Source organism: Dellaglioa sp. CoH-57-MRSF-21 (assembly GCF_056781915.1).
Map to the genome: position 1 here is coordinate 294,068 of NZ_JBXAXU010000002.1, position 20,779 is coordinate 314,846.

At 33.2% G+C, this 20,779-nt stretch carries 19 protein-coding genes and 1 other annotated feature; of the genes, 6 read left to right on the forward strand and 13 right to left on the reverse strand.

Annotated features, from left to right (window positions below):
* Positions 1–91: 91 nt before the first annotated feature.
* From AC1RPQ_RS03370 to hisS, 6 genes are all read right to left on the reverse strand, one after another.
* Positions 92–901 (reverse strand): ABC transporter permease, encoded by an 810-nt coding sequence (locus AC1RPQ_RS03370; protein WP_409022482.1) that lies wholly within the window; start codon positions 899–901, stop codon positions 92–94.
* An 18-nt stretch (positions 902–919) separates the two neighbouring features.
* Positions 920–2,005 (reverse strand): CDP-glycerol glycerophosphotransferase family protein, encoded by a 1,086-nt coding sequence (locus AC1RPQ_RS03375; RefSeq protein ID WP_481762179.1) that lies wholly within the window; start codon positions 2,003–2,005, stop codon positions 920–922.
* 114 nt (positions 2,006–2,119) lie between these two features.
* Positions 2,120–2,995: a YitT family protein gene (locus tag AC1RPQ_RS03380; RefSeq protein ID WP_409022480.1), complete on the reverse strand. Its 876-nt coding sequence runs from the start codon at positions 2,993–2,995 to the stop codon at positions 2,120–2,122.
* Between the two features lie 149 nt (positions 2,996–3,144).
* Positions 3,145–3,666 carry a peptide-methionine (S)-S-oxide reductase MsrA gene (gene msrA / locus AC1RPQ_RS03385; RefSeq protein WP_409022479.1) on the reverse strand — a complete coding sequence of 174 codons (522 nt, stop codon included), beginning with the start codon at positions 3,664–3,666 and terminating at the stop codon, positions 3,145–3,147.
* Between the two features lie 110 nt (positions 3,667–3,776).
* Positions 3,777–5,546: an aspartate--tRNA ligase gene (aspS, locus tag AC1RPQ_RS03390; RefSeq protein ID WP_481761360.1), complete on the reverse strand. Its 1,770-nt coding sequence runs from the start codon at positions 5,544–5,546 to the stop codon at positions 3,777–3,779.
* Positions 5,543–6,856 (reverse strand): histidine--tRNA ligase, encoded by a 1,314-nt coding sequence (gene hisS, locus AC1RPQ_RS03395; RefSeq protein WP_481761361.1) that lies wholly within the window; start codon positions 6,854–6,856, stop codon positions 5,543–5,545. Before hisS ends, aspS begins: the two co-directional genes overlap by 4 nt.
* Before the next feature lie 55 nt (positions 6,857–6,911).
* Positions 6,912–7,099 (reverse strand) — a binding site (T-box leader).
* Positions 7,100–7,248: 149 nt separating this feature from the next.
* Between hisS and AC1RPQ_RS03400 the strand changes: the two genes are divergently transcribed.
* Positions 7,249–8,106, forward strand: a complete 858-nt coding sequence (locus AC1RPQ_RS03400) for an N-acetylmuramoyl-L-alanine amidase family protein (RefSeq protein ID WP_481761362.1) — start codon at positions 7,249–7,251, stop codon at positions 8,104–8,106.
* A 23-nt stretch (positions 8,107–8,129) separates the two neighbouring features.
* Here the strand turns inward: AC1RPQ_RS03400 and AC1RPQ_RS03405 are convergent, their stop codons facing one another.
* The 7 genes from AC1RPQ_RS03405 to AC1RPQ_RS03435 form a co-directional block, all read right to left on the reverse strand.
* Complete coding sequence (locus tag AC1RPQ_RS03405; protein WP_481761363.1) at positions 8,130–8,753, reverse strand: HAD-IA family hydrolase; 624 nt, start codon at positions 8,751–8,753, stop codon at positions 8,130–8,132.
* A gap of 63 nt (positions 8,754–8,816) precedes the next feature.
* Positions 8,817–9,263 (reverse strand): D-aminoacyl-tRNA deacylase, encoded by a 447-nt coding sequence (gene dtd, locus AC1RPQ_RS03410; protein WP_481761364.1) that lies wholly within the window; start codon positions 9,261–9,263, stop codon positions 8,817–8,819.
* 24 nt (positions 9,264–9,287) lie between these two features.
* Positions 9,288–11,516, reverse strand: a complete 2,229-nt coding sequence (locus tag AC1RPQ_RS03415; protein ID WP_409022473.1) for a RelA/SpoT family protein — start codon at positions 11,514–11,516, stop codon at positions 9,288–9,290.
* Between the two features lie 85 nt (positions 11,517–11,601).
* The gene (locus AC1RPQ_RS03420; protein ID WP_481762180.1) at positions 11,602–11,925 is read right to left on the reverse strand and encodes a hypothetical protein; all 324 of its coding nucleotides are present in this window, start codon (positions 11,923–11,925) and stop codon (positions 11,602–11,604) included.
* Between the two features lie 34 nt (positions 11,926–11,959).
* Positions 11,960–12,688: a 16S rRNA (uracil(1498)-N(3))-methyltransferase gene (locus AC1RPQ_RS03425; RefSeq protein WP_481761366.1), complete on the reverse strand. Its 729-nt coding sequence runs from the start codon at positions 12,686–12,688 to the stop codon at positions 11,960–11,962.
* Between the two features lie 9 nt (positions 12,689–12,697).
* Positions 12,698–13,645 (reverse strand): 50S ribosomal protein L11 methyltransferase, encoded by a 948-nt coding sequence (gene prmA, locus AC1RPQ_RS03430; protein ID WP_481761367.1) that lies wholly within the window; start codon positions 13,643–13,645, stop codon positions 12,698–12,700.
* A gap of 12 nt (positions 13,646–13,657) precedes the next feature.
* Entirely contained in the window at positions 13,658–14,146 is a 489-nt protein-coding gene (locus tag AC1RPQ_RS03435) for a DUF3013 family protein (RefSeq protein ID WP_481761368.1), read from the reverse strand.
* Between the two features lie 172 nt (positions 14,147–14,318).
* Here AC1RPQ_RS03435 and AC1RPQ_RS03440 point away from each other — a divergent pair, with 172 nt between their 5' ends.
* The 5 genes from AC1RPQ_RS03440 (at position 14,319) to AC1RPQ_RS03460 (ending at position 20,779) form a co-directional block, all read left to right on the forward strand.
* Complete coding sequence (locus AC1RPQ_RS03440; RefSeq protein ID WP_481761369.1) at positions 14,319–15,278, forward strand: nucleoside hydrolase; 960 nt, start codon at positions 14,319–14,321, stop codon at positions 15,276–15,278.
* Positions 15,279–15,338: 60 nt separating this feature from the next.
* Complete coding sequence (locus AC1RPQ_RS03445; protein WP_481761370.1) at positions 15,339–15,662, forward strand: hypothetical protein; 324 nt, start codon at positions 15,339–15,341, stop codon at positions 15,660–15,662.
* A gap of 106 nt (positions 15,663–15,768) precedes the next feature.
* Positions 15,769–17,310 carry a gluconokinase gene (gntK, locus tag AC1RPQ_RS03450; RefSeq protein WP_481761371.1) on the forward strand — a complete coding sequence of 514 codons (1,542 nt, stop codon included), beginning with the start codon at positions 15,769–15,771 and terminating at the stop codon, positions 17,308–17,310.
* 21 nt (positions 17,311–17,331) lie between these two features.
* On the forward strand, positions 17,332–18,684 hold the full coding sequence (locus AC1RPQ_RS03455) for a gluconate:H+ symporter (RefSeq protein ID WP_481761372.1): 1,353 nt from the start codon (positions 17,332–17,334) through the stop codon (positions 18,682–18,684).
* Between the two features lie 112 nt (positions 18,685–18,796).
* Entirely contained in the window at positions 18,797–20,779 is a 1,983-nt protein-coding gene (locus AC1RPQ_RS03460) for a cation:proton antiporter (RefSeq protein ID WP_481761373.1), read from the forward strand.

A 20,779-nucleotide genomic window follows, 5' to 3' on the forward strand; every position in this document is an offset into this window, starting at 1 on the left:
TTCGCATTTTAACTTGATTGTATTATAACATTGATTATAAAAAAAGATTTAGAATACTCACCTGACAGGAAGTTTTCTAAATCTTTTATATTTAAATTAAATCAACAAAATGAGCTCTAAATTTATAGTGTAAATGTGATCCTATTAAGAGGAACATTAATGTGATTGACCAAAATAGTAATAGTTGTGTTGGATTATTAAAAAACCAACCTTCGCTCAAGAAAGTTTCTCTAAACCCTGCGACTAAATAGTTAAACGGATTTATTTGTAGAATTCTAACAAAAACTTTAGGAAAACTACCAGAATTTAAATTGAATAAAATACCTGACATGTAAAATAAAACCCTCATAATCGATTGGAGTGCTATATAGTAATCACGAGCTAAAATTGAGATGGTTGAATTAAAAATACCGAAAGCAAATAAAAATGCAATCATACAGATAAAATAATAAATGTACTGTAACCAATACAAAGTGGGCGTTACACCTGATAATAATAAAACAATAATACTAAAACCGAACATAACCCAATACGCAGTCATTTGACTGACCATACGAATTGTTGGTAGTACGCTAACTGGAAATTTCATTTTAGCAACTAATCCAACTTTTTCATAAACACTACGAGACATACCAAGTACACTAGAATTCATAAACAACCATGGGGCGATACCCACCATCATCCAAGCAAAATAATTAACCCCATCTATCTGTTGTCCAGCGTGCAAGGCAACACCGAAAACAAGATAGTAAATACCAATTTGAATCATTGGGTTTAAAAACTCCCATGCAATTCCTAAATAATGACTTTGGTAACTTGCTCGATCTTCATATTTTGAAACTCGAAATATAATTGGTAAATTTTCAAATTGTTCTTTTATAATTGAAATAACTTTTTTCAATGTATTGACGCTCCTTATTTAAGTAAAATAATAATCTAGAACACGCTCTGTCGCATGCCCATCATTAGATGTATTCCATAATAAATTAAATGTTGCTAATTGTCTATCACTATTTTTGAATTCTTTATAAGTAGCAACTAGTTCACTCATTGTTTGCACAATCGGTCCTGGTACCCAGTTATTAAAATCCGATTGAATCCCAATACTACTTTCATAATTCTTTAAATCAAAACAATAGAATAAAACTCGTTCAGCGTTTGGCAATAAACTGAAATCAAAAATAACCGATGAATAATCTGTAATTAAACAATTTGTGATGACCAACAATTCTCCAGTTGTGTATTCATCCACCCATAAAATATCATTATTCTTAGATAATAATTTTTTAAAGGCAAGCTCTTTGTCCTTTAAATGCGGATGTAATTTAATAATTAACTTAGTTTCATCATTTAATAATTCTTGAATATTAGAAAAATCATCTGGTATTTCTAATATAACTTCCCCATTTATATCTTCTCTATATGTTGGTGCGTATAAAATGATTTTTTTCTTAATTAAGTCTGGGTGGCTACTAAAAATATTTTTTTTTGTTAATTTTATCCAATTGCTATCTTTAAATTTATCTGTAGCAGGGTATCCAAGTTCTAAAATGTGATTATCAGAAACATGATAACTTTTCTTAAATACTGACCCCATTTTAGCTGACGCTACAATAAAATCATCAAATTGATTATAGACAGATTGAAATCGTTTTTTATCTTCAGCTGATCGATCAGCTGTCTTAGGCTCATCCCAACCAAACGATTTAATTGCCCCATTTGCATGCCAAAGTTGAACAATTTTGGTTGTTTTTTTTGTATGCATTGTGGCTAAAAAAGCAAAATAATTATCGACAAAAATTAAGTTACTCTTAGAAATCAGAGGGATTAAATTTAATACGAAAGAAATATTTTCAGTAAATATTTTGGTTTCAATATTTAAGTCTTCGATATTCTTAATTTCTAACTTCATAGAAGGTCGATAAAAAATGATTAAATGTTGATTATTATCTAAACATCTTTGATTTAATTTCCGAATGAAGTCACTATTACCACCGAAACTCATTAAATAGCTGATATTAGTACTTTTTTTAGAGAAATTCAGTAACGAAAATAGTCTGATGAGAAATAAGTAGATTATCTTTTTAATTTGCATAACTTATTAATCCTTTAGTTTTATTTATAATGCTTGCTCATAAAAACGTCCCCATATCTGAACGTTTTCTGAGATACTAACAAATGCGACCGGGTCTGACTCTTCCATTGCATCATGTAATTCATTTTGTTCATATCTCGAAATAACGGTAATTAAAAGTGTCTTATCATCATGATGATAAGCACCCTCAACATCGTTAACAATTGTGATTCCACGACGCATATGATTTTGTATTGAATCAATCACACTCTTAGGACGACTCGTCACAATCATAACTTGCATTTTTTGTTGTCTTGTATAAACCATATCCATGACTCTAGCATTAACAAATAATCCCAATGCAGAATAAAAAGCATATGGCCAACCATAAATAAAACCGGCTGCTAGAACAATAAAAGCATTAAAAATAATATTAATAGTTCCAATACTTTTACCTGTTTTCTTTTTAATTGTTAAGCCAATAATATCTAATCCACCAGTTGAAATTCCATTTCTAAGCGCTAATCCAGTACCAAATCCATTAACAGCTCCACCAAATATCGCGCAAATAATAGGATCCGTTGTTAACGTTACTGGCGTAATTGCTTTGATCATAATACTTGAAAATACAACTGCTAGAAAAGTAAACACAGTAAAACGGTGACCAATTTTATTCCAAGCCAAAATGAACATTGGTACATTTAAAAGAAATAAGAGTAACGCAGTCGATATTTGAAATGGTGCATATCGACTAAGGAGGGTTGCTACTAATTGCGCTAACCCCGTAATACCAGAGGCATATATTTTTCCTGGTGTCCAAAAAAAGTTCATCGCAACCGAAACTAATATCGCATATATAAATGCTGTTGAAGCTTTGGCCGCGTATGAATGTTTCTTAAAAATTTGTTGCAGATCGTCCATGATCAAAAAACCTCACATTTCATTTTAACAAGTTACGAATATTATACCATTCATTACGGTCAGATACAGTTAGACATTTACTTATCAAGTAAATCTTAATCTATACAAAAAGAGTCTTTTCAAAATTCATTCGAAAAGACTCTTTTAACTTATTTAGATTTCCAGACAGATTGTTTAAATTGATTCCGTCCACCGTTTTCTTCCATAGCAAATCTTCTTGGATTCTTTTTATAAAACTCTTGATGATAATCCTCAGCAGCATAAAATGGACCTGCATCTTCTATAGTTGTAACAATTGGTTCTTTGAATCTATGACTATCAATCAATAGTTGTCTTGAAGTTTCCGCAATTTTTCTTTGCTCATCATTTAGTGTATAAATCACTGGGCGATATGAACTACCCCTATCTTGAAATTGCCCCATCGCATCAGTTGGATCTGTTTGTTGCCAATATATCTCAACAAGCTGAGCGTAATTAATTTTTTTAGGGTCAAATGTTATCTCAACTGCCTCAGTATGCCCCGTTGTTTCAGATACAACATCTTCATATGTTGGATTTTTAGTGTGTCCTCCTGTATATCCAGATACGACATTTAAAATTCCTGCTTGTTCTTCAAACGGTTCAACCATGCACCAAAAACAACCACCAGCGAATATTGCTTTTTCACTCATTATCATCATTCCCCCTCTTAATATATGATAATAATAAATCACTTAACATAATATTGATATTTTTATGCCTAAAAAAGACTAATGAGTTTAATCATTAGTCTTTTAAACGTCTATTTTAATTTATTTTCTTCAACTTTTAACGATAATTCATCTAATTGCTTACTTGCAACTAGACTAGGCGCATTCGTCAATGGCTCTGATGCTTTTGAATTTTTAGGGAACGCGATAACTTCGCGAATGTTATCTTTCTTTGCCAATAACATAGCAAATCTGTCTAACCCAATAGCCAATCCACCATGTGGTGGGAATCCATAATCAAGTGCATCTAGGAAAAATCCAAATTGTTCTTCCGCACTTTCTTTAGTAAATCCTAAAGCCTTAAACATTTTTTCTTGAATATCGCGTTTATGAATACGGATTGACCCACCACCCAATTCATAACCATTCAAAATAATATCATAACTTTGTGCATGTGCTTCATGTGGATTTTCATCAAGTAAATGAATATCTTCTTCATTTGGCATAGTAAAAGGATGATGCGCAGCAATAAATTTGTCAAAGTCTTCACTGTATTCAAATAATGGCCAATCAACAACCCAAAGGAAGGCGAATCTATTTTCATCAATCATATCCATCTCTTTGGCAATATCATTACGTAAGTAACCTAATGATGCACGAACAACACTTGCTTTGTCAGCAACAAACAAAATTAAATCTCCGACATTTGCACCAGCAGCTTCTTTAATTGCATCAACATGGTCATTTAAAAATTTAGCAATTGGGCCACTAAATCCTTCTTCAGTTACTTTTACCCAAGCTAACCCTTTAGCACCAAAACGTTCAATATAAGCCGTTTTAGCATCAATCGCTTTGCGTGAATACTTATCGGCACCACCAGGAATCGCAATAGCATTAACAAGTCCACCATTGTTTAAAGTATTAGTAAATACTTTAAAATCAATATCTTTAACTGCAGCAGACATATCTTTTAATTCCATATCAAATCTAATATCCGGTTTTTCAGAACCATATCTTGCCATTGATTCATTCCAAGTCATACGTTGTAATGGTAATTCGAGGTCAATATTTAAAGTATCTTTCATTACACGTTTTAATAAACCTTCTGTTAAATCTTGAATTTCTTCAGCAGACATAAATGATGTTTCTAAATCTATTTGCGTAAATTCAGGTTGACGGTCACCACGCAAATCTTCGTCTCTAAAACAACGAGCAATTTGGTAGTAACGATCAAATCCGGCATTCATCAATAATTGCTTAAATAATTGAGGTGATTGTGGTAATGCATAAAAATGCCCAGGATAGACACGGGAAGGTACAAGATAGTCACGAGCCCCTTCAGGTGTTGATTTTGTTAAATATGGTGTTTCAATATCAATAAAATTTTGATTATCTAAGTAGCTGTGAACAGATTGTGTAATACGGCTACGAATCATTAATGATTTTTGCATTTCAGGACGACGTAAGTCTAAATAACGATATTTTAATCTTGTATCATCTACAACATTAATATCATCTTGTATTTCAAATGGCGGTGTTTTTGCTTTATTCAAAATAACTGCATTATGAACTTCAACTTCAATCTTACCCGTTTTCATTCTTGGGTTGATTGCTTTAGCATCCCGTTGTGTCACTTTTCCTGCAACCTCAACAACAAATTCATTACGTAACTCTTCAGCAATCTTTAAAGCTTCGGAATCAAATTCTTGACTAAAAACCAGTTGAACAATGCCCTCACGATCACGTAAATCAATAAAAATTAAATTTCCTAAATCGCGTCTTTTTTGTACCCATCCCTTTAATGTAACTGTTTGACCAATAAAAGTTTCATCAACTAAACCATTGTATGTTGTTCTTTTCATTCTCCATCAGCCTCCATTTCTAATTTTAATGCCTTTTCATATACTTTCGAAAAATCAGTATATACATCTTCTAATTTTAATATAATTTCTTGACTTGTTTTCATATTTTTAAAATTCAAAGTTTGTGTTTCTAGTTCGCTCTCACCTAAAGTCATAACAAAATGAGCATTCATACGATTAGCAGATTTAAATTGACCTTTTGGTTTACGATTTAAATAATCTCTTTCAATTGAATAACCTGCCTTACGCATTGATTGCACGAGTTTTAGTGTTTCAGTATTCGTTTCTTCACCAATACCAACAACATAAACATCTAAACTTTGTTCAACGGGTAATTTTGCATCTTCAGCTTCAAGAACTAATAATAATCTTTCAATCCCCAAGCCAAAACCAATCCCTGGTGTTTCAGGACCACCTAATTGCTCAACAAGGCCATTATATCGTCCACCAGCACAAATGGTCGTAAATTTCCCACCAAATGCTTTTGAATCAGACATAATTTCGAAAATGGTATGGTTATAATAATCAAGTCCACGAACCATTGTTGAATCAACTTCATATGGAATTTCCAATGCATCAAGTAACACTTTTACTTGGTTAAAATGAGCCTGTGACTCTTCACTAAGGTAATCTAGAATTGATGGTGCATTTTTAACAATTTCTTGATCACCTTTATCTTTACTATCCAAAACGCGTAGTGGATTTTTTTCTAAACGTGCTTTTGAATCATCACTTAATTGATCAGCGAAGGGACGTAAATATGCAACTAATGCGTCACGATAATTATCACGACTATCATTATCTCCCAAAGTATTAATAGCTAATTTTAAATTTGTTAATCCAAATTTTGATAAGAAATCAATTGCCATTGCCATAACTTCAACATCAAGTGTTGGATTATCAACCCCAAAGGCTTCAACTCCAATTTGATGAAATTGACGTAAGCGTCCAGATTGAGGTCTTTCATAACGAAACATTGGTCCAATATAATACGTTTTAAATGGCTTTTGAATTTCTGGGCCATAAAGTTTATTTTCAACATACGCTCTAACAACTCCAGCTGTTCCTTCAGGACGAAGTGTTATATGGCGGTCACCTTTATCTTTAAAATCATACATTTCTTTAGTTACAATATCAGAAGTATCACCTGAAGTTCTTGAAAAAACCTCAAAATGTTCAAAAAGTGGTGTTCTAATTTCATCATATTGGTAACTTGAGAATATATTTCTAGCGGTTTCTTCAATATATTGCCATTTTTTTGAATCTGCTGGGATTATATCTGCTGTTCCTTTGGGACGTTGAAATTTCATTATAAATCCTCCTATTTGTGGCATTATATACAAAAAAGCACCCTCATCTAAATACGACAAGGGTGCTTTTGCACGGTACCACCTTAATTTTTTACTAATAGCTTAACGCAACTTAAACGACATGTGATTTAACCACACGCACCTCAAAAGTGTCTTTCGGTTAGCAAAAATGGTGAATATTTCAGCAAATTATTCACTCTCTATACAATTTAACTAACCTAATTTCTTTTTCATCGGTTTTAATATTTTATTAATTATAAAGTTACTCGAGTAACTCTCTAAAGTCAAGTACAGCTTAACTTACAATATTATTAAATTTGATTCTTACTATTGAACAAATATTTGGTATACTAATATTTAGATTCAATATCTATAGTTAAAGGAGTACATAAATGTCAACAAATAGAAAACATGGATTCAGCATAAACTGGCCAAGAGTCATTTTATTAATCATCATTTTTTGTACCCTATGTTTAGGTATTGTAAAAACGACAACTTATTTAAAAGAAACCGTTGTTACATCTGACAATATTAATGTACGTACCGGACCAAGTACGTCAAATAAAGTGTTAGACACTCTTAAGAAAGGTGAGCGTATTACAATTATTCGAGAAAAAAATAATTGGTCATACGTAAGTTTGCCAAATACTAAAAAAGGTTGGGTAGCAAACTGGATTCTTTCTAAAAAAAATGCCAAAGTGACTAAATTATCTGAAGCAACGATTGTTTTAGATCCCGGACATGGCGGTAACGATTCAGGTGCACTTTCAATCAAAGATAAACAAGAAAAAATCTACACGCTTCAAATTGTAAAAAAAGTAGCTTATCTTCTTAAGAAACGTGGCGCCAATGTGATTTTAACACGAGACTCTGATTCGTATGTAGATTTAGCCCCACGCGCTAAACTTGCAGAATCAAATAATGCAGATGCATTTATTAGTTTCCATTTTGATTCATCGCCTAATGATGATGAAGCAACTGGTTTAACAAGTTACTACTATAATAAGACAGCTGATTTAGCACTTGCAAATTCAATAAATGCCGAATTAAACGATACCGGTCTTGATAATCGTGGAACGGAATTTGGCGATTTTCTTGTTCTAAGAGATAATACACAACCATCCGTCTTACTAGAATTAGGGTACATTAATACAAAATATGACTTTAAGTTAATCCAAAGTAGCAGCTTTCAAGAAAAAACAGCAAAATCAGTCGTTGAAGGTTTAACAAATTATATCCAAAATAAATAAGACAATGCTTAACTATCATTGTCTTATTTTTGTATTAAATCAATTAATTTCAATACACGCTTATCTGGTTTTTCAACTGTTGAAATCATTTGATCAAAATCAAATAAATATCCCTTCATACCTGCATTATGCCCTGCAGCAATATCCAACTCCCGATCACCAATCATTGCTGCTTTCTGGTAATCAACTGCATTTTTTTCTGCAAGATAATTAAGTGACGCTGGATTAGGTTTCCTTGGAAATTTTTGATCTGAAGTAACAAAATCTGAAAACAAATGAATAATATTTGTTTCCCTAAGCATATCAATTGCGCTTTGATCCCTATGGGTTAATAAAAAGTTTTGTCCACCATTATCAACCACCCATTTACAAACTTCTTTTGCACCAGGAAATAATTTTGCATTTTTTTGACTCTGTCTTTCTAAATCATCATAGCTTACCCTCAATTGTTCAACATCTAAATTCAAATTTGTTTCTTGATAAATTTGAATTGCTTGTCTAACAGATTTTTCTCGCATAATTTTATAAATTTCTGTTCTAGTCGCAATTACATTTTGTAAACGTAACGCTTCTTGAAATGCCTTAACCATCTCAGGATAAGTATCAAAAAGCGTCCCATCAAAGTCCCAAAAATAATTATTTATCATTTTATACCCTCCAAATATTCTTTACACCAAAAAGATGTATTAGAGTTGATTCTAATACATCCTTTATTTTTTCTCTGTATCAAAAATAATTGTTACTGGTCCATCATTTATAAGTTCAACATCCATATCTGCTCCAAATTGACCTGGTTTAACAATAGTTACTATTTCAGCCAATTTTTGATTAAATTCATCATAATGTTCCTCAGCTAAATTAGGTTCTTCAGAATCTGTAAAGCTTGGTCTATTCCCTTTTTTTGTTGACGCGTACAAAGTAAATTGTGAAACAGATAGAATTTCTCCATTTATTTCTTGAATACTTAAATTCATTTTTCCCATATCATCTTCAAATAATCTGGAATTAGAGATTTTTTTTACCATATAATCTATCTCAGTAGATGTATCACCCGTCTTAAATCCCACCAATAAAAGATATCCTACATTAATCTGATTTAATACCTGACCATTTACCGAAACACTAGCCTTTTTAACACGTTGAACAACAATTTTCACTTCTTTAGTACCTCCATTAGAAAATTAATGAATTTTCCTTTTAACAGCATAAACGTCTTCAACACTTTTCAAAGTTTCCATAATTCTTTCTAATTGAACAATATCTTTTACGCCAACTGAAACATCCATTGTCGCAATTTTATTATTATCAACACGGCCATTAACTGAGCTTAATTGCTTAGTTGTATTATTCAATGATTGTAAAATATCATTCAAAAGTCCAGAACGATTGTACCCTTGGATTTCCAAATCAGATTGATAATTAGATTTATCATCCATGGTTTTATCCCATTTAACACTAATAATTCTTTCCCCGGACTCTTCAGCTTTAATAACATTAGGACATTCAGTTCTATGAACTGAAACACCACGCCCCTTTGTAATATAACCAATAATGTCATCTCCTGGAATAGGATTACAGCAATGACTTAATCGAACAAGTAAGTTATCGACGCCATCAATTACAACACCACCATCATGGCTACTTTTACGATTTTTTTCAGATACGTCTGGTTTTTTCATTTCTTTATGTTCTTCAAGGATTGCCTTCTGCTCATTAACTTGTCGAACTTCTTCTTCTTTAGAGCGAATATCTTCCGTTAAAGCATTGGCGACACCTAACGTTGCTACCTCTCCAAATCCAATTGCAGCATACAAGTCATCTGATTCAGACAATTGTCTTTTATCCAAAAGCTGTTTCATATTTTCTTTTGTAATGACTTTTTTAGGATCAAATCCTAAATCAATTAATTGCATCGTCAATAAATCTTCACCTTTAGCTGCATTAGCAACACGATCTTGTAGTTTGAAGAAGTGTTTAATTTTATTTCTAGCTTTATTTGTATGCACCAAATTAACCCAATCACGGCTTGGTCCTATTGAACTTTTACTAGTTAAGATATCAACAATGTCTCCATTTTTGACTTGATAATCTAATGGCACAATCTTTCCGTTAACTTTTGCACCCGTTGTATGATGTCCAATTTCAGTATGAATACTGTAGGCCATATCAAGTGGTCCTGCACCTTTGGGTAATTCAAAAACATCACCTTTAGGTGTGAATACATAAACGCGGTCACCAAAGATATCGCCTTTAACACTTTCCATAAAAGCAGAAGCATCATCAGTCTCATCTTGTAATTCAATAATTTCTTTAAACCAATTTAATTTTGTACCCGCGTCATCTTGCTGAACTTTCTCTTTCACACCTTCTTTGTAAGCCCAATGTGCTGCTACACCAAATTCAGCTATTTCATGCATCTCTTTTGTTCTAATTTGAACTTCAAAAGGACGTCCCTCTGGTCCGACAACAGTCGTATGCAGAGACTGGTACAAGTTAGCCTTTGGAATCGCAATATAGTCTTTAAATCTTCCAGGCATTGGTTTCCATCTAGAATGTATTGCCCCAAGTACCGCATAACAATCTTTAATTGATCCAACAATTACTCTAACAGCTAGGAGGTCATAAATTTGAGAGAATTGTTTATGTTGGTCTTTCATCTTTTTATAGACAGAATACAAATGCTTTGGTCGCCCATAAATTTCGCTTGAAACTTTTAAATCACTAATGGAAACTTTTATTTCTTCAATAGCTCCAGAAATATAAGCCTCACGTTCTTCACGTTTAGAATTCATCAAATGAACAATTCGATAGTATTGTTGGGGGTTCAGATAACGTAATGAACTATCTTCTAATTCCCACTTAATCGTACTAATACCTAAACGGTCTGCCAATGGTGCATATATTTCTAACGTTTCATTTGCAATTCGTCGTTGCTTATCTGGACGTAAGTGTTTTAACGTCCGCATATTATGTAACCTATCTGCTAATTTCACAATAATAACACGTAAATCTTTAGACATCGCTAACAATAATTTACGATGATTTTCAGCTAATTGCTCTTGATGAGATTTATATTGAATTTGACCTAATTTTGTTACACCATCGACAATTACTTGCACATCTTTACCAAAAAGTTCGCCTACATCACCTAAAGTAACTGGTGTGTCTTCAACAACATCATGTAAAAATCCTGCACTAACAGTCTCCGGATCCATTTTTAATTCTGCAAGAATACCAGCAACTTGTATTGGGTGCATTATATATGGTTCGCCAGACTTACGATATTGATTCTTATGAACATAGGTAGCAAAATCACATGCTTTTTGTACAAATGCAACATGTTCTTCATTCATATAGCTTTCAACGATTTCCAAAACGTCTCTAGCACTCCACATTTCTTCTTTTGTCATATCTACACACCTCTTTTTATATAAAATAAAAATACGCGATTCCATAATGCAGTCCGCGTACTCATGTATTCATAAAGTATTTGTATTATTTTTTTGAAATTCCCCATGTTAATAATGATAAACAAAGATAAATAATTGCAAAAAAGATAGTGATACTTTGAAATAAATGGCACAACACACCTATTGCAAAAATAACTGGAAAGAAAAAGTTAAAAATCAAACTATGATCATTTCTACCAATAATAACACCAATAATGATAGAAAAAATGACATTTACTATAAATAAAGAAACACCAATTTTTATAACATCGTTTGCATTAACTAAGGTCAGTACCATCGGGACCACAATTCCGATGGCAATACTTACCGTTAAGTACCATGCAGCTGTTATGCTTAGAAAATTTTTCAAAAATATTTCCTCATTTCGTTTTCTCATGCCTTACTTAACTTAATTCACTAACAAATGAAAGGCTCGCTAATAAGTATAACGGAGCAGTCTCTGCACGTAAAATTCTAGGTCCTAAGCCTACCTTTTGATAACCAGCTGTAGCTAACTTATCAATTTCTGATTTTGAAATACCACCCTCTGAACCAAATACCGCAATCATATTTTGATTAGGTTCAATCAAATCAAATGATTTTTTTAGTTGGCTAACCTCACCTTGTTTAGCAGATTCTTCATATGCAACAATCTGAATATCATAAGATTGTTGAAATATCTCATCAATTTTTTTAGCGTATGAAATCGTTGGAATTTTAGTTCGATGTGCTTGTTCTGCAGCACCCTTAGCAATTTTTTTTAAACGTTCAATTTTTTTAGCCTGCTTTTTTTGATCCCATTTTGCAATAGAAAAATCACTATTAAAAAATATAAAATGGGCAGCCCCCATTTCTGTACCTTTTTGTACAATCCAGTCTGCCTTATCTTTTTTTGAAAGAGCCGACGCAATTGTTACTTCTACTGGCAACTCAACTAATGTTTCTACTGTCTTTTGATAATCAAAAGTAGCTGAACTTTCAGTAACCTGTTTCATCTTTGCAACAACAACCTCTGTTGATTGCTTAACGAGTTCAACTTGATCACCAACAGCCAAACGCATAACTTTAATTGCATGATGAAAATCCTCATCTGTTAAAATTAACTCATCAGATTTCAAAAAATATCTCTGCATCTTTACTACCTAACCTTCCAAATCCATTTTAACTGCAATAATTGAGAACCAGTCACCCATATTTAAAATCTGTTGTATTTCAAATCCACCAGTTACCAGTGACTCCTTGATTAAATCGACTTTATCTGCAATAATCCCAGATGTCACAAAATGGCCACCTGGATTTAAATTTCTTCTAGCTTGCGGAATTAACGGTACAATAATTTCGGACAAAATATTAGCCACAATTAAATCAACCTTATTATCAATACCATTTAGTAAATCATTAGCTGCTACATGTATCTGATTTGCAATTGGATTTAAGTTGAAATTTAATACGGCAGCATCTACTGCAATATCGTCCAAATCATACGCATCAATATGACCAACACCAAGATGTTTTGCAGCAATACTTAAAACACCTGAACCTGTTCCAACATCAATCATAGATTCATTTCCACGTATTACTTGCTCTAGTGCTACCAAAGCTAGCCGGGTTGTGGGATGTGTTCCTGTACCGAATGCTTTACCAGGGTCTAAACGTATCACTTTTTCATCAGGTTGGACCACCTGATATTTCTCCCAACTTGGTACTATTGTTAGGAATCGGGTAACTCTAACCGGATGGTAGTATTGTTGCCATTCCAATCCCCAACCTTGGTCATCCACTTCATTCAATTCAATCAGACCACGTCCCGGATTAAGTCCAAAATCAGCTAATTGATTAACCCTACTCTGTATAGTTGGCAATATTTCAGGAATAAAAATAGTTTCAGGGAAAAAGGCAGAAATCTTTGCTCCATCATTTTGGTGCTCAACTGATGTAAAATCGTTCCCGTCTAAATTATCCTGCATTAATTTTTCAAAATCTTTTGAATCATCAATTTGGACACCTTCAGCACCACTTTCAATTAAAATATTAGAAACCGCTTCTACAGCTTCACTACTTGTTGAGATACTTACTTCTGTCCATTTCAAATTGAAATCCTCCTAAAATTTTGGATAAATTAATCGCATACTTTTTTCTGTACTTTGTGCTTTTTGAATTTTTTCAAAATCGCTAGCTGACCAACTTAGTTCAAAGAATTCAGCATCATCATCATTCAAAAAATCTAACAAATCACTTTGACCATTGTCTAGTACAATTTGTAAATAGTTAATAAATGCTGCTGCCTCTGAGCGTTCCCAACCCGATTTCCCTTGAAAGGGTAATGTTGTTAAATACTCTTTTTCAACTTCCTTTGAGTCAAAACGTTCTTCATCATAGAGTAATATAGCATCCCCAAATGAAATAATGGGTAATTCTGAGTTAACACCTTCAATATCAAGAATTGCTTGTTGTGACTTATTCTCAGCATAAAATGTGAGATCTACTGTAAATGTATGATCCTTTTTCTGCCAATCTAATACAATATCACCATCAAAATCAATTTTTGGTAATTCCTTCTTTAAATAATCAAACAATGTTTCTTGTGCCATACTATCACCTCATATTTTAAATAAATTTAAATTACATCAAATTTTGTTTAGTTCTCAAAGTTTATTATAAAGCATTGCATTCATTCATGCATTAATTAAAGAGGAAAACGATAACAATTTATCGCTTTTTTTGGTAAACTAAGGTTATTAAAATATTGGGGAGGTTTTATTTATGGGAAGAAAGAAAATGATTTTGGATTTAGACACTGGTATTGACGATGCATTGGCTATTGCCTATGCTCTCGCTAGTACCGAAATTGATTTAATTGGTATTGTAGGTTCTTACGGTAACCTGCAAATGCTAGCTGGTGTTCAAAACAGTTTGAACTTACTTAATTTATTAGGTGAATCAAATATTCCAGTTTATCTCGGTGAGAAACATTCAATCACGACTCAATCTTTTGATACTTTAGAAATAAGCCAAGAAATACATGGTATGAACGGTTTAGGTGACATAAAAATCCCTAAATCAAGCCAACCATACGCCTCAGAATCTGGAATCGATTTTATTATCGATTCTGCACATGAATTTCAATCAGATTTAATTATTGTGCCTACTGGTCCATTAACGAACTTATCATTAGCCATAAAAAAAGATCCTAAAATTGAAACATTAATTGGTAAAGTCGTTTTAATGGGTGGTGCTTTAACAATCCCTGGAAATGTAACTGCCGTTGCTGAAGCAAATATTAATCAAGATCCAGAAGCCGCAAATGAAGTATTCCAAAGTAAATTGCCTATTACAATGGTAGGTCTAGACGTAACACTTAAAACACTTTTAACAAAAAAAGAAACAGAGCTATGGCGTGAAATTGACAGTCCATCAAGTCGAGCTTTCGCCGATATTGTTGATTACTATATTAACGCCTATGCAAACCTAAAAACAAATTTAGACGGCTGTGCTTTGCATGACCCCTTAGCTGTTGCCGTTGCTATAGATGCATCTTTAGTCACTACTTTACCTATCAATATGAAAGTTGACACAGAAGCGCCTTTTTCTGGACGTACAATCGGTGACGAGACACGCCTAAATTCAAATCAAGCAACAACGGTTGTCGCTGTTGCCGTTGAAACCGAAAGATTCTTATCGACTTTTATGACACGTTTATCAACTTTATTTTCAAAAAATTAAATTTAACGGAGTTTACTTATGCAATATCTCGGTCCATTCATTCTTTCCATTTGGTTTATTATGACCACTATTATTTATATTTCTACATTTACGAAAAAAAAACGTCGAAAATTTTCATATAAGTCACTTTTTTTTGGCTCGTTAGCCTGGGAAAAAAATAGTCGTAACTGGCTATTGATACTGGGACTTTTTTCGCTTATTAGTTTAAATCCTATTACAGATACATTTATCTTTTTGATGATACTTGGTGGTTACATTGCTGTTACCTCATGTTTAAACTTATTCTTACATCATGGTAATCGCCGTCAAACTATTCTAATCATTATTCTTTCCTTCTTTTTAATTTTAGCAGCATTCTATCCTTTATTATCAAATTTTAAATAAGTAAAGATAGTTGCTTTAAATTAACTCAAAGACGATAATGTAAGCGTTAACTGTAATTTTAATAAACTTTATTATTCATACTACTATTTATTCAAGGGAGATCACTATGCCACATATAATCGGTGTTGATATTGGAACAACAAGCACGAAAGCAGTTTTATACGATCTTAAAGGTACCGTAATTGAATACGCTAATATTGGTTACTCACTTTATCAAGAAGAAAATGGGATGGCTGAACAAGATCCTGATGAAATTTATGCTGCTGTAACAAAAGCAATCACTGAGGTCAATAAAAAAGCGAACTTACGCCCCACTGATTTAAAAGGCGTTTCATTTTCAGCTGCCATGCACAGTTTAATTCTACTTGATAAAAATCATAAACCGTTAACTAGATCGATTACTTGGGCTGATAACAGAGCTAGCAAGTGGAGTGATGATTTAAATGAATCAGGTGTTGGTCATGAAATTTATCTCAAAACTGGAACACCTATTCATCCTATGTCACCATTATCAAAACTAATTTGGTTAAAGAATGATAAACCAGATTTATTTAATCAGGCAGCCTATTTTGTTGGTATTAAAGATTATATTTTATATCAATTATTTGATCGACTTGTTATTGATCATTCTTTAGCGTCAGCTACAGGCTTATTCAATATTTTTAATTTAGATTGGGATAAGCAAGCATTATCTGTAACTGGTGTCACACCTGAACAGTTACCAGAACTAGTTGAAACAACGTACCAACTATCCGGACTAAATACTGAATTTTCTAAAATAACTGGTATCCAACGTGATGTTCCTTTTATTGTTGGTGCAAGTGATGGTGTTCTATCAAACCTTGGTGTTAATGCTATCGAACCGGGTGTTGCGGCTGTCACAATTGGTACGAGTGGTGCCGTTAGAATGGTTATCGATCACCCTGTTACAGATCCTAAAGGTAGACTATTCTGTTATGCGCTCGCCAAAAATAAATGGGTCATTGGTGGGCCAGTTAACAATGGCGGTATCGTCTTCCGCTGGTTGCGCGATGAGATATTTACACCCGAAAAAATTACTGCTGAACAAATGAAAATTGATCCCTATGAAGTCATCACTCAAATTGCAGAAAAGGTTCCTGCCGGTTCCGATGGACTCCTCTTCCACCCCTATCTTGGTGGCGAACGGGCACCACTCTGGGATGCTAATGCTAGAGGTTCATTCTTTGGTTTAACACGTCAACATACACGTGCGCATATGGCTCGAGCTGTACTTGAAGGGATCGTTTTCAATTTAGACATGGTCATGTTAGCACTAACTGAAATTGCTGGGAAACCCACTAGAATCCAAGCAACAGGTGGTTTTGCCCAATCATCTTTATGGCGACAATTATTAGCCGATATTTTTGAACAAGAAGTTACAATTCCTGAAAGTTTTGAAAGTTCTTGTCTTGGCGCAGCTGTCTTAGGAATGCAAAGTTTACATTTAATTGCTGATCTATCTGCTGTTGAAAATATGATTGGTTCCATGCATGTCCACCAACCACAAAAAGAAAACTTTGAAGTATATCGTGAGCTATTACCTATATTTGTTCGAGTAAGTAGGTCATTAAGCGCTGAATATAAAAATATTGCTGATTTCCAGCGGAAACATTATCATCAAATCTAGTTTCATTGGGGGAAAGTTACTATGCCACTTTTAATTGTTTTTATTGGGATTCTCTTTTTACTTTTATTAATCATTAAATTTAAATTAAATACATTTGTTTCATTAATTATCACATCATTTGTTGTTGCCATTGGATTAGGGATGCCTTTAGATAAAATCACGACTTCTATCGAAAATGGTATTGGTAGTCAATTAGGTCATTTATCCTTAGTCTTCGGTTTTGGTGCTATGCTAGGTAAACTGGTTGCTGATTCAGGTGGTGCTTATCGGATTGCGACTACTTTAATTAACCGATTTGGTCGAAAATGGATTCAATTAGCAGTCGTACTTGCATCATTCATTATTGGTATTGCATTATTTTTCGAAGTTGGTATTGTTTTATTGATCCCAATCGTTTTTGCGATTGCTACGGAATTAGGAATTTCAGTTTTATATCTTGGGATTCCCATGGCAGCTGCACTTTCAGTTACTCATGGCTTTTTACCACCTCACCCCGCCCCAACTGCAATTGCATCAGCACTAAATGCTAATGTAGGGATGGTTCTTATTTACGGATTACTATTAGCTATTCCGGTAACATTGATTGCCGGTCCACTTTTCGCTATGATTGCAAAAAAATATATTCCTTCGGCATTTAAGCAAAAAGGAAATTTAAGCGCATTAGGAACACAAAAAGAATTTAAACTTGAAGATACACCTAGTTTTGCAATGAGTACTTTGACATCTTTATTTCCCGTTGTAATTATGGCTATTTCAACAGTTTACGACATGATTATTAATAAAGGGATAACACCAAAGAACCCTAACTCTATAGATTCCTTTTTCATGTTCGTTGGGTCTCCTGGCGTTGCCATGCTGCTCTCCCTTCTGTTCGCTATCTATTCAATGGGTATTGCCCGAAAGATCCCAGTCAAAGATATTATGGCTTCTCTTGAAGTTGCCATTAAACAAATTGCAATGCTACTCTTAATCATTGGTGGTGGAGGTGCATTTAAGCAAGTTCTTGTTGATGGTGGTGTCGCAGATGTTATCTCAAGAATGTTTGAATCCTCATCGTTATCACCATTATTGTTAGGCTGGTTAATTGCTGCACTTCTTAGAATTTCTCTTGGTTCTGCAACAGTTGCTGCATTAACAGCTGCCGGTCTAGTCAGTGGTTTAATAGCTGGGTCAGGCGTTGATCCTGCATTAATGGTTATCGCCATTGGTTCAGGTAGTTTAATTGCATCTCACGTAAACGATGCTGGTTTCTGGATGATTAAAGAATATTTTGATCTAACCGTTAAAGAAACACTCGCAACGTGGACCGTTCTTGAAACAGTCGTCTCTGTTTCAGGGCTCGGTGGTGTTATGCTTATTAACTTATTCGTATAAATTAATAAAAGGCTAAGTTATTTTAGATAACTTAGCCTTTTATTATGTTGTTAAATTTAGACATGTGTTAAAATAGACACCATTCTAAATTGAAATTATTGGAGGCAATATTATGGATTCACTATCTGCTATCTTATTATTACTTGGTGGCGTGGTTATCGCAAATGTGATTGCTGTTAAGTTTCCAAAAGTTCCACAAGCTTTTTATCAAATTGGTATAGGATTAGCGCTTTCTTTATTACCAAATTTCCAACATTTCGAACTTAACCCAGAATTATTTTTTATGATAATCGTTGCACCTATTATTTTCAATGAAGCCCAAAATACATCTAGAAGAGCATTAGCTAGAAATATTTTAACGACGCTTTCATTAGCCATCATTTTAGTTGGTGCAACAATAATTGTCACTGGGTTTTTAGTTCACTCAGTCTTACCTGATTTATCACTTGCCTTAGCATTTGCGTTAGCAGCGATTGTCACACCCACAGATACAGTAGCAGTATCTTCAGTGACAAAAAATTTACCGATTCCTGAGTCAATGATGAATATATTGGAAAATGAATCCTTGTTTAATGATGCATCTGGTATTGTTGGTCTTAGTTTAGCATTAACTGCTTTCTCTTCAGGTACTTTTTCTATGAACGAAGGTCTAAGTGCTTTTAGCACATCATTTTTTGGTGGACTCTTAATTGGTGCATTTTTAGGATTAGTATTCGTTAAAATAAGGTTAACGTTACTAAATTGGCACATCGAAGATACAGCAATTATGATTCCAATTGAAATAATAACTCCTTTTTTAATTTATTTTATATCTGAAGAATTAGGTTGTTCAGGTATTTTAGCAGTCGTTGCTGCCGGTTTAATTCATGGTGTTCAAAAAGATCGTTTACGGTTATCTTCAACTAAATTACAATTTATATCAAGTAGTATTTGGAAAGTACTTACAGATGCTTTAAATGGGTTTGTTTTTGTAGTTCTAGGTTTAACATTGCCTACTGTTACCTCGGATTTATTAAAAAGCTCAGGATTTAATTCACTAATTTTACTTGTTATTAGTATTGGTATTTACTTTATTATGACACTAATGCGTTTTCTATGGTCCCACTTCCTATTAAAAAATTTATCAACAAAAGACGATTTTACATTTGCCCTAAGTGGAATTCACGGAACAATTACACTATCCATGGCATACTCATTACCATTAGTAACTGTTTCAGGAATTGAATTCCCTATGAGAAATGAAATCATTTTTATAGCTGCATTAGTTATATTAATTAGCATGTTAGTTCCTACTTTCCTACTACCGCACTTAATTACCAAAAAGAATGAGATTACTATTTTAGAAAATATTGGTGAAATTCGTTCTAAGATGGTTATTTACACTGTTGAACAACTTAATGTCACAAATATTCCTAGTCCAGAAAGACAAACAGTAATTGAAACGCTATATAACCAACAAAATTTTTTAAAACGGCCTAAAAAGAGTGATTTTTATGACCTATTAGAAAAAACACAAGAAATTGAAGAAAATATTTTGCATGAATTATTATCGAGTGGTCAGGTTTCTGAAAAAACTGGTTCTTGGTACGAAAAGTATCTTGCTACAACTTATCAATCAACCCGTGGATTTTCACTTAAACATCTCATAATACACTTGAAATTCTATTCACTTCATTTATTTAAACATTTTGCTATTAAGAAAGGCGAAAAAGCGCTATCTCAGGTTACTGAAAATCAAAAAAATACTTTCAAAAAATATTATAATAATACAAAAGATGACTTTATTTTAATGGAGGAATCTAGTTATCAGGCAGCAATTACTTATTTAACCTCTATTACCACTGTTGACAATTCAATGGCCGTTACTCTGGTTAGACAATTTTTATCAGTTAGACACAGAAGAATGTTTTCAAATGAGACTGAACTTATCTTACAAAATAATATTTTTATAAATGCCTTTCAATTAGAATATAATTTTGTTCAACTTCAATTAGAACAAAAATTAATCACCCCTGCAACGGCAAATCTGTTAAGAGAACAAATTTCATACGATGAGATGGTTTACATGCAAAATAATGAAGCATACTTATCATAA

Excerpts from the sequence above, each read along its gene's own strand:
- AC1RPQ_RS03375 (WP_481762179.1), bottom strand. The coding sequence starts at position 2,005 with ATGAGTTTCGGTGGTAATAGTGACTTCATTCGGAAATTAAATCAAAGA.
- AC1RPQ_RS03380 (WP_409022480.1), bottom strand. The coding sequence starts at position 2,995 with ATGGACGATCTGCAACAAATTTTTAAGAAACATTCATACGCGGCCAAA.
- msrA (WP_409022479.1), bottom strand. The coding sequence starts at position 3,666 with ATGAGTGAAAAAGCAATATTCGCTGGTGGTTGTTTTTGGTGCATGGTT.
- aspS (WP_481761360.1), bottom strand. The coding sequence starts at position 5,546 with ATGAAAAGAACAACATACAATGGTTTAGTTGATGAAACTTTTATTGGT.
- hisS (WP_481761361.1), bottom strand. The coding sequence starts at position 6,856 with ATGAAATTTCAACGTCCCAAAGGAACAGCAGATATAATCCCAGCAGAT.
- AC1RPQ_RS03400 (WP_481761362.1), top strand. The coding sequence starts at position 7,249 with ATGTCAACAAATAGAAAACATGGATTCAGCATAAACTGGCCAAGAGTC.
- AC1RPQ_RS03405 (WP_481761363.1), bottom strand. The coding sequence starts at position 8,753 with ATGATAAATAATTATTTTTGGGACTTTGATGGGACGCTTTTTGATACT.
- AC1RPQ_RS03415 (WP_409022473.1), bottom strand. The coding sequence starts at position 11,516 with ATGACAAAAGAAGAAATGTGGAGTGCTAGAGACGTTTTGGAAATCGTT.
- AC1RPQ_RS03425 (WP_481761366.1), bottom strand. The coding sequence starts at position 12,688 with ATGCAGAGATATTTTTTGAAATCTGATGAGTTAATTTTAACAGATGAG.
- AC1RPQ_RS03435 (WP_481761368.1), bottom strand. The coding sequence starts at position 14,146 with ATGGCACAAGAAACATTGTTTGATTATTTAAAGAAGGAATTACCAAAA.
- AC1RPQ_RS03440 (WP_481761369.1), top strand. The coding sequence starts at position 14,319 with ATGGGAAGAAAGAAAATGATTTTGGATTTAGACACTGGTATTGACGAT.
- AC1RPQ_RS03445 (WP_481761370.1), top strand. The coding sequence starts at position 15,339 with ATGACCACTATTATTTATATTTCTACATTTACGAAAAAAAAACGTCGA.
- gntK (WP_481761371.1), top strand. The coding sequence starts at position 15,769 with ATGCCACATATAATCGGTGTTGATATTGGAACAACAAGCACGAAAGCA.
- AC1RPQ_RS03455 (WP_481761372.1), top strand. The coding sequence starts at position 17,332 with ATGCCACTTTTAATTGTTTTTATTGGGATTCTCTTTTTACTTTTATTA.
- AC1RPQ_RS03460 (WP_481761373.1), top strand. The coding sequence starts at position 18,797 with ATGGATTCACTATCTGCTATCTTATTATTACTTGGTGGCGTGGTTATC.